The organism is Primorskyibacter sedentarius (assembly GCF_004342065.1).
Classification (GTDB): domain Bacteria; phylum Pseudomonadota; class Alphaproteobacteria; order Rhodobacterales; family Rhodobacteraceae; genus Primorskyibacter; species Primorskyibacter sedentarius.
In genome coordinates this window covers 73,267-87,253 of sequence record NZ_SLZU01000006.1, presented here as the reverse complement: position 1 = coordinate 87,253, position 13,987 = coordinate 73,267, and the positions used below count along the sequence as shown (strand labels likewise).

Annotated in this window: 13 protein-coding genes; 9 read left to right on the top strand and 4 right to left on the bottom strand. The window is 62.9% G+C overall.

From position 1 onward, the window contains the following. Window positions 1-30: 30 nt before the first annotated feature. Entirely contained in the window at window positions 31-576 is a 546-nt protein-coding gene (locus EDD52_RS10625; RefSeq protein ID WP_132244698.1) for a peptidylprolyl isomerase, read from the bottom strand. Then, window positions 569-1,075, bottom strand: coding sequence for a peptidylprolyl isomerase (locus tag EDD52_RS10620; protein ID WP_132244696.1), 507 nt, complete (start codon window positions 1,073-1,075; stop codon window positions 569-571). The genes EDD52_RS10625 and EDD52_RS10620 overlap by 8 nt, the downstream gene beginning before the upstream one ends. A gap of 129 nt (window positions 1,076-1,204) precedes the next feature. On the opposite strand from EDD52_RS10620, the gene EDD52_RS10615 reads away from it, so the two are divergent. The 8 genes from EDD52_RS10615 (at window position 1,205) to EDD52_RS10580 (ending at window position 8,673) form a co-directional block, all read left to right on the top strand. After that, window positions 1,205-2,392: a phosphoglycerate kinase gene (locus EDD52_RS10615; protein WP_132244694.1), complete on the top strand. Its 1,188-nt coding sequence runs from the start codon at window positions 1,205-1,207 to the stop codon at window positions 2,390-2,392. A gap of 215 nt (window positions 2,393-2,607) precedes the next feature. Next, entirely contained in the window at window positions 2,608-3,537 is a 930-nt protein-coding gene (locus tag EDD52_RS10610; protein ID WP_132244692.1) for a class I fructose-bisphosphate aldolase, read from the top strand. Between the two features lie 178 nt (window positions 3,538-3,715). Continuing rightward, a complete protein-coding gene (locus EDD52_RS10605) occupies window positions 3,716-4,018 on the top strand; it encodes a septum formation initiator family protein (RefSeq protein ID WP_132244690.1) in 303 nt (100 codons plus the stop codon). A gap of 201 nt (window positions 4,019-4,219) precedes the next feature. Then, window positions 4,220-5,218, top strand: coding sequence for a pyruvate dehydrogenase (acetyl-transferring) E1 component subunit alpha (pdhA, locus tag EDD52_RS10600; RefSeq protein WP_132244688.1), 999 nt, complete (start codon window positions 4,220-4,222; stop codon window positions 5,216-5,218). Then, a complete protein-coding gene (locus tag EDD52_RS10595; RefSeq protein WP_132244686.1) occupies window positions 5,218-5,601 on the top strand; it encodes a VOC family protein in 384 nt (127 codons plus the stop codon). The genes pdhA and EDD52_RS10595 overlap by 1 nt, the downstream gene beginning before the upstream one ends. 2 nt (window positions 5,602-5,603) lie before the next feature. Continuing rightward, the gene (locus EDD52_RS10590; protein ID WP_132244684.1) at window positions 5,604-6,974 is read left to right on the top strand and encodes a pyruvate dehydrogenase complex E1 component subunit beta; all 1,371 of its coding nucleotides are present in this window, start codon (window positions 5,604-5,606) and stop codon (window positions 6,972-6,974) included. Window positions 6,975-7,011: 37 nt separating this feature from the next. After that, window positions 7,012-7,365, top strand: a complete 354-nt coding sequence (locus tag EDD52_RS10585; protein ID WP_207906009.1) for a hypothetical protein — start codon at window positions 7,012-7,014, stop codon at window positions 7,363-7,365. A 3-nt stretch (window positions 7,366-7,368) separates the two neighbouring features. After that, entirely contained in the window at window positions 7,369-8,673 is a 1,305-nt protein-coding gene (locus tag EDD52_RS10580; protein ID WP_132244683.1) for a pyruvate dehydrogenase complex dihydrolipoamide acetyltransferase, read from the top strand. Between the two features lie 148 nt (window positions 8,674-8,821). On the opposite strand, the gene cysE is transcribed toward EDD52_RS10580, so the two are convergent. After that, the gene (cysE, locus tag EDD52_RS10575; RefSeq protein ID WP_132244681.1) at window positions 8,822-9,631 is read right to left on the bottom strand and encodes a serine O-acetyltransferase; all 810 of its coding nucleotides are present in this window, start codon (window positions 9,629-9,631) and stop codon (window positions 8,822-8,824) included. Between the two features lie 79 nt (window positions 9,632-9,710). Between cysE and EDD52_RS10570 the strand changes: the two genes are divergently transcribed. Beyond that, window positions 9,711-10,043: a TraR/DksA family transcriptional regulator gene (locus tag EDD52_RS10570; protein WP_243651896.1), complete on the top strand. Its 333-nt coding sequence runs from the start codon at window positions 9,711-9,713 to the stop codon at window positions 10,041-10,043. Window positions 10,044-10,074: 31 nt separating this feature from the next. Here the strand turns inward: EDD52_RS10570 and EDD52_RS10565 are convergent, their stop codons facing one another. After that, complete coding sequence (locus EDD52_RS10565) at window positions 10,075-13,986, bottom strand: baseplate multidomain protein megatron (protein ID WP_132244677.1); 3,912 nt, start codon at window positions 13,984-13,986, stop codon at window positions 10,075-10,077. Window position 13,987 lies beyond the last annotated feature (1 nt).

The window sequence follows — 13,987 nt, the reverse complement described above, 5'->3', positions numbered from 1 at the left end:
CGCGGCCTTTCGTTTCCAGATTGGCAAACCCTAGCGGGAGACGGTGACTTTCGCCATGCGGTCAGGCTCTCCGATCACCGCGCCATTTGGGCCTTCGCCGCGCTTGATCGCGTCAACCACATCCATGCCAGAGGTGACCTTTCCGACGACCGTGTACTGACCGTTCAGGAAATCACCCGGCGCGAACATGATGAAGAACTGCGAATTGGCACTGTCGGGCGATTGCGACCGCGCCATGCCAATGACACCGCGTTCGAATGGCCGGTCAGAGAATTCCGCAGGCAGGTTTGGCATATCCGATCCGCCGCGCCCGGCCATGCGCATATCGCCGCCCAGCTTGCCGAATTCGACATCACCGGTCTGGGCCATGAACCCATCGATCACGCGGTGGAACACCACGCCGTCATAGGCGCCCTGCTCTGCCAGTGTCGCGATACGCTCCACATGTTTGGGGGCCACATCCTCGAAAAGGTCGATCGTCACGGTGCCGCTGGTGCCGCCCGCAACCTCGATCGTCATTTCCGTGGCCAATACCGGCGAGCCTGCCAGCATCAGGGCCAATGCGAGTTTACGCATCTGCGGCCACCTTGACAGAGATCATACGGTCGGGATTCGCCGGCGGCTCGCCCTTGGTGATATCGTCGACATGTTCCATGCCTTCGATCACGCGGCCGTAAACCGTGTACTGACCATTCAGGAAATGGTTGTCCTTGAAGTTGATGAAGAACTGCGAATTGGCCGAATTCGGGTTCTGGCTGCGTGCGGCGCCAAGAGTGCCCCGGTCATGCGGCAGCTTGGAGAATTCGGCAGGCAGGTCCGGCAGGTCCGATCCGCCGGTGCCCGCGCGGCCCGGATTGTAATCCTTTTCCATGTTGGCGTGCTGCACGTCACCGGTCTGTGCCATGAAACCGTCGATCACGCGGTGGAAGGCCACGTTGTCATAGGCGCCCGCGCGCGCCAGCTCTTTCATGCGCTCGGCATGTTTCGGCGCCACGTCGGCCAGCAGCTCGATGGTGACGGTGCCACCCTTCAGCTCGATCAGGATGGTGTTTTCGGGGTCTTTGATGTCTGCCATTGTCTGGCTCCTCTCATGCATTTGGCGTGTTACCTAAGCCTGCTGCGCGCAATTGCCAAGCGTGTGCATTGACCTGCCCGCCCGTGTTGGTCAGAACAAGGGCAACCCAAGGCAGAAAAGGAACGCCCCATGGCCTGGAAAACGCTCGATCAAATGGACATCAATGGCAAGCGCGTGCTGGTGCGTGTGGATATCAACGTGCCGGTCGAGGATGGCCGCGTCACCGACGCCACCCGGATCGAACGGATCGTCCCCACCGTGCGCGACATTCTGGATGCGGGCGGCAAGCCGATCCTGCTGGCGCATTTCGGGCGCCCCAAGGGCAAGCGCGTGCCGGAGATGAGCCTGCAACCGCTTGTGCCCGCGCTTGAAGCTGCGTTTGGCGCGGATGTCGTCTTTGTCGCCGATTGCGTGGGCGCCGCGGCAGAGGCGGCCGTTGATGCGCTGCAGGCCGGACAGGTCCTTCTGTGCGAGAATACCCGGTTCCACGCCGGCGAGGAAAAGAACGACGCGGAGCTTGCCGCCCAGATGGCGAGGCTTGGCGACGTCTACTGCAACGACGCCTTTTCCGCCGCTCACCGCGCGCATGCCTCGACCGAGGCGCTGGCCCGGCTGCTGCCCTCCTGCGCCGGTCGCCTGATGCAGGCTGAACTCAGCGCGTTGGAGGCGGCACTAGGCCAGCCGCAACGCCCTGTCGTGGCGGTGGTCGGCGGCGCCAAAGTCTCGACGAAGCTTGATCTGCTGGGCAATCTGGTGGCCAAGGTCGACCATCTGGTCATCGGCGGCGGCATGGCCAACACTTTCCTCGCCGCCCAAGGCGTGGATGTTGGCAAATCGCTTTGCGAACATGAAATGGCACCGACCGCACTGGAGATCGTCGAAAAGGCCAAGGCTGCGGGCTGCGAGATCATCCTGCCCTCTGACGTCGTCGTGGCGCGCGAATTCAAGGCCGGGGCGGAGAATGAGACCGTGGCTGCAGGCGACTGCCCTGCAGATGCCATGATCCTTGACGCAGGCCCCGACACGGTGGCCCGCATCGCAACGGCTCTGGAAAGCGCCAAGACGCTGATCTGGAACGGGCCGCTCGGCGCCTTCGAAATCGAACCCTTTGATACCGCGACCAATGCCGCTGCTGCCAAGGCCGCAGAGCTTAGCCGCGCAGGTCAGCTGACCTCTGTCGCGGGCGGTGGCGATACGGTAGCCGCGCTGAACAAGGCCGGGGCGGCAGAGGATTTCACCTATATCTCCACCGCGGGCGGTGCGTTTCTGGAATGGATGGAAGGCAAGACCCTGCCCGGCGTCGCGGCGTTGGGCTGACCTAACAAATCTTGCAAAATGCAGCACCAAAAAGGGCCGGGTCATACCGGCCTTTTCCTTGGGTAAACCCGCCCGCTCACCGGTCTCTTGCCACAGATTAACACTGTTGGCGCAAACACTTGCACTGTTAGCGCCACCATCGTTGCAAGCCGCGCAGCCTCCGCCTATGCGAAAGGTATTGAATTCACTGCTGCTGCGAAAAGGGCACGAAAGTCATGAAATCCACGCGTACCGTTCAAAAGATCCTGGCCAATTATGAAGGCGAGACACCCGGTGTGAAGGCCAACCTCAACCGGATGCTTATGACCGGCAAGCTGGGCGGCACCGGCAAGATGATCATCCTGCCCGTCGATCAGGGTTTCGAACACGGGCCTGCGCGCAGCTTTGCCCCGAACGCGCCGGCCTATGACCCGCATTACCATTACAAGCTGGCCATCGATGCCGGGCTGAACGCATTTGCTGCCCCCCTGGGCATGCTGGAGGCAGGCGCGGACACGTTTGCAGGCCAGATCCCCACCATCCTGAAGGTCAACAGCGCCAATTCGCTGATGCCGTCCGAGCAGCCCAAATCCCAGGCCATCACCGCCAGCGTGGATGACGCCCTGCGGATCGGTGCGGGCTGCATCGGCTTTACCATCTATCCCGGCTCTTCCGCGGGCCTTGGCATGTTCGAGGAAATCGCCGAGATGCGCCGCGAAGCCGCCGCCAAAGGCATCGCCACGGTGATCTGGTCCTACCCGCGCGGCGAAGCGCTGGACAAGGACGGCGAAACCGCCATCGACATCGCCGCCTATGCTGCACAGATCGCGGCATTGCTGGGCGCCCATGTCATCAAGATCAAGCTTTCGACCGACCACCTGTCCCTGCCCGAAGCCAAGAAGGTCTACGAATCCGAAGGCATCGACATCGCGACCCAGGCCGCACGGGTCCGTCACTGCATGGATTCCGCCTTTGCCGGACGCCGGATCATGGTGTTCTCGGGCGGGGCCAAGAAAGGCGCCGACAGCGTGTATGACGATGCGCGCGCCATCCGCGACGGCGGCGGCAACGGGTCGATCATCGGGCGCAACAGCTTCCAGCGCTCGCGTGAAGACGCGCTCGACATGCTTGGAAAGCTGATCGAAATCTACAAGGGACGCGGCTGATCCCCCGGCCCGGCGCACGCATTGTGTAATGACCAGCGCCTGCGCCGGGCCCTTCCATAGTTGCCACAAAAACACGGGGAATTTTTTTCGGGATTCTGCATCCGAGAAAGATTCACAAGCATGATTCGCCCGTGCAATAGTGCCTGAAAGCGCTCAGAGAAGCGCAGTGAGGCAGAGCATGAGCATCCTTAGAAACCGTCCCGCCTTTGGCGTCCTGATCTTTTTTGCCGTGGCCTTCAGCCTTGGCATCTACTTCACGTTTGCGGCGGTTCAGGGGGACTATGGTCTTTTCCGCCGTGCAGAGATCAATGTCGAAGCGCAGCACCTTGCCGAAGAGCTTGCAGAGCTTGAAGCAGAGGTCGCGCGGATGCAGAACCTGACCCGCAGGCTGTCGGATGATTTCCTTGACCTCGATCTGCTGGATGAACAGGCCCGCGATGTGCTGGGCCTGATCCGCGCCGACGAAATCGTGGTGCGCTGACCGCCCAACGCCGTTCCCCGCGCCCGTGTTCCGGGTGGGGGCCCCTCGTCGCCCCGACACATATCTGGCGGCCGCAAAGCGCTCATCCCCCATGCTTGCAACCGAATTCCCGCGCATCGGACTTGTCAGTTCTGCCACGCCCCACTACGCTGATGAAAAACGCTTAAGGTTAAACCATTCAGCCGATGGAGGGGCTCGCACATGGCTGCCCGGAAAACCACCCCCAAGCCCAATGTCTCGTCCGAAGAGCTGACGCAATTCTATCGCGACATGCTCTTGATCCGCAGGTTCGAAGAAAAGGCCGGCCAGCTTTATGGCATGGGACTGATCGGCGGCTTTTGCCATCTCTACATCGGACAGGAGGCCGTCGTGGTCGGGCTGGAGGCCGCGGCAGAGGATGGCGACAAACGCATCACCTCCTACCGAGACCACGGCCACATGCTGGCCTGCGGCATGGATCCCAACGGCGTCATGGCAGAGCTGACGGGCCGTGAAGGCGGCTATTCCAAGGGCAAGGGCGGCTCCATGCACATGTTCTCCAAGGAGAAACATTTCTACGGCGGCCACGGCATCGTCGGTGCGCAGGTTCCGCTTGGCGCAGGGCTCGCATTCTCGGACAAGTACCGCGACAATGGCCGCGTGACCTTCACCTATTTCGGCGATGGTGCGGCCAATCAGGGCCAAGTTTACGAGACGTTCAACATGGCCGCACTGTGGAAGCTGCCGGTGGTTTTTGTCATTGAAAACAACCAGTACGCGATGGGGACTGCACAGCAACGCTCCACCTCCACCCCCGATCTGCACACCCGCGGCGAGGCGTTCGGCATCCCCGGAGAGGTCGTGGACGGCATGGATGTTCTGGCTGTCAAGGTCGCGGGCAAGACGGCTGTCGGCCACTGCCGGGCGGGCAAAGGCCCCTATATCCTTGAGATCAAAACCTATCGCTATCGCGGGCATTCCATGTCCGACCCCGCAAAGTACCGCACCCGCGAAGAGGTGCAGAAGATGCGCGAAGAACGCGACCCGATCGAGCATGTGCGCATCATGCTGATCGAGGGCAAGCATGCGAGCGAGGACGATCTCAAGGCGATCGACAAGGAGATCAAGGCCGTCGTCAATGCCAGCGCCGAATTTGCGAAGGAAAGCCCGGAACCCGCGCTCGAGGAGCTTTGGACCGATATTTACGCGGAGGCCACCTGATGCCGCATTTCGAAATTCACGCCACGGACACGGCCCGCGCCAAGGCGTTCTATACCGGGCTCTTCGGCTGGAAATTCGACCCGATGCGCGGCGCGGAAGAGGTAGAGTATTCCTTGATCTCTGGCCCCGGCATAGCGGCACCTCTGTCGGGCGGTCTGATGAAGCGTATGGGCCCCGCCCCCGAACCGGGCATGCCGGTGCGCGGGTGTACCCTGACGTTCGAGGTGGCGGATTGCGATGACCGCTATACCTGGGCACTGGCGCATGGCGGGGCCGAGGCGCTGCCGCCCACCGACTATCCCGGCATCGGTCGTGCAGCCTATGTCGAAGATGGCGAAGGCAATATCGTGGGCTTCATCACGCCCGCCGAGGGAGAAGAGTAATCATGGCCACCGAAATCCTCATGCCCGCCCTGTCGCCCACGATGGAGGAAGGCACGCTCGCCAAATGGCTGGTAAAGGAAGGCGATACCGTCAGCAGCGGCGACATTATCGCGGAGATCGAGACCGACAAGGCCACGATGGAATTCGAAGCCGTCGATGAGGGCATTCTGGGCCGCATCCTGATTGCCGAAGGAACCGAGGGTGTGAAGGTCAACACCCCGATCGCCATGCTGGTGGAGGAAGGCGAAGATGCCGCCTCTGCCACGGTCGACAGCGCGCAAAGCCAGCAACCCGCCCCCGCCGACAAGACCCTTACTTCGGAAAGCGCGCCGGCCGCTGCGAAGACCCATCCAGAGCCCGACCTGATCCCCGATTGGCCCGAAGGCACGGAGCTGCGGCAACAGACCGTGCGCGAAGCCCTGCGCGACGCCATGGCCGAAGAGATGCGCCGCGACGGCGAGGTGTTCCTGATGGGCGAAGAAGTTGCCGAGTATCAGGGCGCCTACAAGATCAGCCAGGGATTGCTTGACGAGTTCGGCTCCAAACGGGTGATCGACACGCCGATTACGGAACATGGCTTTACCGGCATCGCCGTGGGTTCGGCTTTTGGCGGGCTGCGGCCCATTGTCGAGTTCATGACCTTCAACTTCGCCATGCAGGCGATTGACCAGATCATCAACTCTGCCGCCAAGACGCTGTATATGTCCGGCGGCCAGATGGGATGTCCCATCGTCTTTCGTGGCCCGAACGGTGCGGCCGCCCGTGTCGGCGCCCAGCACAGTCAGGATTACGCGGCATGGTACGCGCATATCCCCGGGCTGAAAGTCGTCATGCCCTATTCCGCATCCGATGCGAAGGGCCTGCTGAAAAGCGCGATCCGCGACCCGAACCCGGTGATCTTCCTTGAGAATGAAATCCTCTACGGGCGCAGTTTCGATGTGCCGAAACTTGATGATTTCACCGTTCCTTTCGGTAAGGCCCGGATCTGGCGCGAAGGGTCCGACGTGACCATTGTCAGCTTTGGTATCGGGATGAGCTACGCGCTGGAAGCCGCTGAAAAACTTGCCGAAGACGGGATTGATGCAGAAGTGATTGATCTGCGGACCCTGCGCCCGATGGACACTGCCACTGTTATCGCCTCGGTCCAGAAGACAAACCGTTGCGTGACCGTCGAGGAAGGCTTCCCCGTAGGCGCCATTGGCAACCACATCTCTGCCGTTCTGATGCAAGAGGCGTTCGACTGGCTTGATGCGCCGGTCATCAACTGCACCGGCAAGGATGTCCCGATGCCCTATGCCGCCAACCTCGAAAGGCATGCGCTTCTGACGACCGAGGAGGTTATCGACGCCGTGCGCAAGGTTACCTACCGATGAGACTGGCGCGCGCCCCTCAAACCGCTGGATCGCGACCATGACAGGGGTCGAGGTTCAGGGCCGCGATCCCGCCCGCGAAGCCTACCGCCTGTGCATCCGCGTGCAGGACGCGACTGTGCGCGCCTGGTTGCCGGAATGCCTGATCCCGAGCCTGCGCCCCGGCAGCCGCCCGTCCCATCAGGAAGCCTATGAGTGGATCGCGGCTCACCGCCAGGCCCTACGCCGCGCCATCAAAGAGCTTGCGCAAGGCGGCACCCCGCGCCGACCTTACGACATCCTGACCCTGATCGAAGATGCCCCTGCCTCTTGCTGGCAAACAAATTCCGGGGCTGTGGGGGCTGGCCCCCATGTCCTGCCGTCCACCCACGGCGCACCGTCAAAGAGGACCTGACCGATGCCGACAGAAATCCTGATGCCCGCCCTCAGCCCGACGATGGAGGAAGGCACGCTTGCCAAATGGTTGGTCAAGGAAGGCGACACGGTGGCCTCTGGCGATATCCTTGCGGAGATCGAAACCGACAAGGCCACGATGGAATTCGAAGCCGTTGACGAAGGCGTTCTGGGGCGCATCCTGATCACAGAGGGCACCGAAGGGGTGAAGGTCAACACCCCGATCGCGGTGCTTCTGGAAGAGGGCGAAAGCGCTGCTGACATCGGCGCCGCTGCCAGCGCGCCGGAACCAATGGCCGCGCCCGGTACGGCGCCCGCGCCTGCGACCGCGCCTGCGACCGCGCCGCAGGCTGATGTCGCTCCCGCACCAAAGGCAGCCGATGGCCGCCGGATCTTCGCCTCGCCGCTGGCCCGTCGCATCGCGGCACAAAAGGGCATCGATCTGGCGCAGATCACCGGCTCTGGCCCGCATGGGCGGATCATCCGCGCGGATGTCGAAAACGCGCAGCCCAGCTCCACGACCGCAACACCCGCTGCGGAGCCACAAACATCTGAACCTGCCGCCGCGCCCGCCCCATCAATCTCCTCTTCGCAGGTCGCGAAAATCTATGCCGACCGTCCCCATACCGAAGTCGCGCTGGACGGCATGCGAAAAACGATCGCCGCGCGCCTGACCGAAGCCAAACAGCAGATCCCGCATTTCTACCTGCGCCGGGACATCCACCTTGATGCCCTGATGACATTCCGCGCCCAGCTGAACGAACAGCTCAGCGCGCGCGGCATCAAGCTCAGCATCAACGACTTCATCATCAAGGCCTGCGCCGTGGCCCTGCAACAAGTGCCTGCGGCAAACGCCGTCTGGGCGGGGGACCGCATCCTGCAACTCACCCCTTCGGACGTCGCCGTGGCCGTGGCGATCGAGGGCGGGCTGTTCACGCCAGTGCTGAAAGATGCCGATCAAAAGACCCTGTCGGCCCTTTCGGCCGAGATGAAAGACCTCGCAAGCCGTGCCCGCGACCGCAAGCTCGCCCCGCATGAATATCAGGGCGGCAGCTTTGCGATTTCCAACCTTGGAATGTTCGGGATCGAGAATTTCGACGCGGTGATCAACCCGCCTCACGGGGCGATCCTCGCGGTCGGCGCCGGGATCCGCAAACCCGTCGTCGGCAAGGATGGGGAGTTAACCACCGCCACGGTCATGTCCGTCACGCTCAGCGTCGATCACCGGGTCATCGACGGCGCGCTTGGTGCGGAACTGCTGGCCGCAATCAAGGACAATCTGGAAAACCCGCTAACTATGCTGGCGTGACGCGACCGGCGCCACGATCCGCAGGACGTCCTGCGACCTGAACAGACATCGAGGGCGTAAAGCAGCTTCGAAACCGCCTTACGCCCTTGCGTGCAAACAAAAATCATGTGTCTGGTGCCCCGCGATGGGGACATGCCGGTTGCCCGGTTCAGGCGCCGGATCGCAGGATCTGATCCATGGACATGGAGGGCTGGTCGCAGCCCGCCTCGCCCACGATCCGCGCAGGAACACCCGCCACGGTCTTGCAAGCGGGCACCTCGTCCAGCACCACAGATCCCGCCGCGATGCGCGAGCAGTTGCCGACATGGATATTGCCCAGAACCTTGGCCCCTGCCCCGATCAGCACGCCGTCGCCGATCTTGGGATGCCGGTCCTCTTCTTCCTTGCCGGTCCCGCCCAGCGTCACCGAATGCAGCATCGACACGTTGTCGCCCACGACTGCCGTCTCGCCGATGACGATGGAATGCGCGTGGTCGATCATGATGCCCCGGCCAATCCGTGCGGCGGGGTGGATATCGACCCCGAACGCTTCGGAGCAGCGCATCTGGAAGAAATAGGCAAGATCCTTGCGCCCCTGACGCCACAGCCAGTTGGCGACCCGGTAGCTTTGCACCGCCTGGAAGCCCTTGAAGAACATCAGCGGTTGCAGGAACCGGTGGCAGGCCGGGTCACGGTCGTAAACGGCCACGATATCGGCCCGCGCCGCTGCGGCCAATTCAGGGTCTTCGGAATAGGCCTGATCGCAAATCTCGCGCAGGATCTGCTCGGACATCTCGCCCGAGGCCAGCTTCAAAGACGTGCGATAGGCCAGCGCCGCCTCGATCGTGCCGTGGTGCAGCACGCTGGAATGGATCAGACCGCCCAGAAGCGGTTCGTCACGGATGGCGACATGGCCTTCCTCGATAATCTGGCTCCAGACCGGGTCAAGCTCGGCCAGTTTGGCGCGGGTGGTTGGCATGGCGTTTCCTCCTTGGGCCGTGCTTGACTATACCAGATAGGCGCGCGACGCCAATTGCAAAGCCGTGATGGAGGAGATCATGAACAGGAATGACCGTTTCCGCAGGTTGATAATGGCGCGGCTGGCCGAACTGTCGGCAGAAGATTCGCGCGGCCTGGAAGGACAGGCGGTGGTCGAGCTTGACCAGCAAGCGGTTGGCCGCCTCAGCCGCATGGACGCCCTGCAGTCGCAGGCGATGGCGCGGGCCACGCAGGCAAGACGCGATGCCGAAACGCAGCGGCTGCACAGGGCCCTGGCACGGATGGAGCAGGACGAGTTCGGCTGGTGCGAGGATTGCGGCGAGGAAATCGCCGACAAGCGGCTGGAGGTCGATCTGACCGCCACCCGCTGTATCAGTTGCGCCTCTGGATGAAAGCGGCCCCGCGCCTTGCACGGGGCGCGTTTCATAGCAGCGTCGAGACCGTCGCGAAGGGGCCGGGCCCGAACCGCGCTGACACCTGCGCCACCGCGATTGTCACATCCGGCCCATCGGCGGCCCGTTCTGCGGCGCTGTAGTGCCATGCCGGACTGTTCAGCGACACTTCCCTCAGCACGTTCTGGCCCTGCATCACGCGCAATATATAGGCTTCCTGTTCTTCGCCAATCGGCACTTCCGGCGTTTCCCAGATGTCGCCTTCGGTCCGCGTACGGCGAATCCAGCTGACATCATAGCCGCCCCCCGAAGGTGTCAGCCGCAGATGCGCGGGCCGGTATGGCCTCAGCCCTATCCCGCTGAAGGCATGGACCTCATGGACATAGCTGGGATCGTCATATCCGCGCTTCGCCGGTCCGATCCGGTAATGCCGTGCCAGCCCGCGCGACGCGGTTTTCAGTTCGATCTGCTGCGGCGTGCCATCCAGCATCACCACCCACGACCCGGCAGGCCAGACATCCGGCAGGATGCCGTCGCTTCCCGCCTGTCCCCTCAGCCTGTGCGACAGAAGCCACGTGTCTTCGTCCAACAGCTCGGCATCACGGAACTGGAACACTTCCCAACCACCGGGCGTACCGTCACCGATTGCAGCCGTGTTCGCGCCAGAAAGCAACGCCGCATCGCTGACGCTTTGCAGCGCGCCAGAGGTAAGCTTGACCTGCAGGGCATTGCCACGATCGAAACGGCCTGCGGGGGCGGCAAATAGCGGCGTCTGCGTGACCCCGACCGTCGATCTTGCCGCAATGACCTGATTGAGCGCGAAATCCTCGTCGCTGACGGCATCATAAACCGCCACGCTGCCCGGCCATGGATCAGCTGTCAGCGCAAGATGCGGCGCATGCACCACCTCATCCCCCGTAAGAAGCGGCAGATCAAGGAACAGGGGCAAGACCGGCACGGGCGCGATGAACGGGCGCATGCTGGCGGAATCGTCAGGGAATTCGGAAGGCTGGTAGACATCAGGGTCCACACGCACGGCCTCGATCATCTGACCATTGCCATGCTCGATCCGGTCGACGCGGTATAGCGCGCCCTCCTCTTCCAGCGACACGACATCCCCCGCGCCAAGCTCCATCCGCGACGGCGGAAGGACAAAGCGCACGGCGTCGCGCGACAGGCGGGCCTCCGACAGCCAGCGTTCGGCGGTCTGGCGACCCTCTGCCCGGGTCAGCGACAGCGCCAGTTCGGTCTCTGCAACCGAATGGGTCGTGTCATCGGGAAGAACTGTTTCCTCGGCCACGGTATCGTAATCGCCATCGGCCTGCACAAAGCGCACGCGCACCCGGCCAGATATCTCGACCTCGGCCGCGCGGGTCTGTTCGACGGTGCCATTAAACTCGTCGCTTTCAGCGAATGCCTCACCTTCCAGCAACAGCGGCTTGCCCTGCGCCCGCATGACAAAGCAGATAGCTCCATCGCGTTCCACGGCGTCAAAGCCGTAGGCCAGCATCAGGGGTTGCAAGGCGTTTCGCGCCGCAGCGACATCCGGCATGGAATAGCCACGCACGAGGCCATGCAGGCCCGACACGTCATAATCGCGCAGTCCCGCACGTTCGCAGATCTCTGCAACAACGCTGGACAGGCGCCGTCCCGAAGCACGCCCGCTCAACCAATGACCGCGCAGGTAGTTGGCACCATCCGACCACAGCGCCCGGTTCGCAGGGAACCAGGGATAGGGCCGCGCGTCCCAAGCCCAAACAAAGGCCCGGTCCATATCGATCATCGGCCCGCCATAGATCTCGGAAACCGGGTTATGCTCCGGGTTTCGCCAGTAGCCATGCATGGCCCGAAGATATTGATGCTGGATCAGCTCGTCACGGCGGGCGTCGGAATATCGCGGCAGAGCGGATTCGGAGCTTTTGGGATCAAGGAATTTGTTGGGTTGGTTGGTCCCCTTGTCGATGGCTGCACAGCCATATTCGGTAAACCAGACCGGCTTTGATCCAGGCACCCAGGCCGTCGGCTGCGCCTGTCGTTCGCCGCCGATGCGCTCGTGATGCGTGTTTGACCACCAGTTGCGAATATCCTTGTAGCGCCAGACCCAGGGCTCGTGATGGGCCTCGTCCGTGATGGGCACGCGCCGCTGTGCGTCCCGCGCCTCCTGCGTGGGGTAATACCAGTCATAGCCCTCTCCGCCCTCGATATTGGATTCAAGGTAGGTCTGGTCGTGAATGGCCCCCCAATGCGCATCGGCATGCTCATGCCCGTCGCGCCAATCCGACAGCGGCATGTAGTTGTCGATACCGATGAAATCGATATTCTCATCGCCCCAAAGCGGATCGAGGTGGAAACGCAGATCGCCCGAACCGTCCTGCGGGTGGTGGCCGAAATACTCCGACCAATCCGCCGCGTAGCCGATCTTGCAATCGTTGCCCAGAAGGGTGCGCACCTCGGCGGCGAGCAGCTTGAGCTCTGCGACCGCCGGATATCCCGACTCACCGCGGATTGTGGTCAGCCCACGCATTTCCGACCCGATACAGAAGGACTCCACCCCTCCGGATGCCGCGCACAGGGCGGCGTAATGCAGGATGAAGCGCCGGAACCCCCACTCGGCGGGGCCGGAATAGCTCACCTTGCCGTTCGAGATACTGAAATCGTCGGCTCTCGCGGAGCCAAAAAAGGCGGCGACTTGCGCATCTGCCGCAGCGGTGCCATCGGGCGAGCCTTCCTGGCCGGGCGCCGCCGGCAATGTGATCCGTCCCCGCCACGGCAAGGGCGGCTGGCCTTCCGCGCCGGTCCAAGGATCGGGCAAAGTGTTGTCGGCCTGCTGGTCCATCAGGATGAACGGGTAGAACATCACCTTCTGCCCGCGCTCATTCATTTCGCGGATCGCCTGAACCACCGAGGTGTCGCAGGGCGTGCCACCATAGACGGGCCGGCCCTCGACCTTTGGCACAACGCCCGCCGTCGAGCGGCTCTTACCCGCGACTTTCCACGCCATGTTCGAGGCGTCATACGAAGCCTGTTCAACGCGCGGGCGCAAACTGCACCGACCACAGCGCAAGTCATTGCCGAACCAGCTGACCACCAGCGATACGGCGCGTGCGTTGGGAAGCTCTGCTTCCAGCATGTCAAGCGACTGCAGGATGTCTGGCTGCGCCGACGCCGTGTTGACATTGGCAATCGACGATTTGCCGCCGCCATATTTGAAATGCACCGGTTTCGTGGCCAGCGCATATTCCCCTGTGCCGGGCATCAGTGCGACTCCGCTGACACCGTGGGCCACGCTTGCAGGATCAGCCTTGTCATGATCGGGTCGCGTCACCTCGAAGCTGAACTGAGGGATGCGATTGCCGAACCGCTCCAGCGCCAGATCCTCGAAAACGACATAGGCCGTGCCACGATAGGCGGGCACGTTGTCGGCGCCCTCCATTGCGGCGATCTTGGGGTCGGGCAACTGATCCCGACTGCCGGGATAGACCCGCATGGTCACTTCGCTCAGAGGAATCTCAGCGCCATCGGCCCAGACCCGGTGAACGCCGGTGATCTCACCCTCGCACAGTGCGAGCGCGAGGCTGACAGAATAGCTGTAGCTTTTGACCTTGGGCTGGCTCGGCGCGCCCTTGCCGCCGCCGCCACCACCGCCGCCACTGGTCGTCACATGCTCCTGAAATTCCGTGGCCCAGATCACGTGACCGCCCACGCGCATCCGACCATAGACTTGGGCCACCGGCGCGCCTTCGCCCGCACCTGTCAGGCGGAACCGATCCACCCGCCCTGTCTCGACAGTCTCGGAACCCTGCCCCATAAGCCGCTGGTCAATCGCCCGGCCAAGCGTGGCCCCGGCGAACCGGCCCACGGCGGTCATGGACAGACCAAGCATGCTCCCGCCGACAGAGCTCCCAAGCGCCGCACCCGCGGCCGACAGCAGAATCGTCGCCATG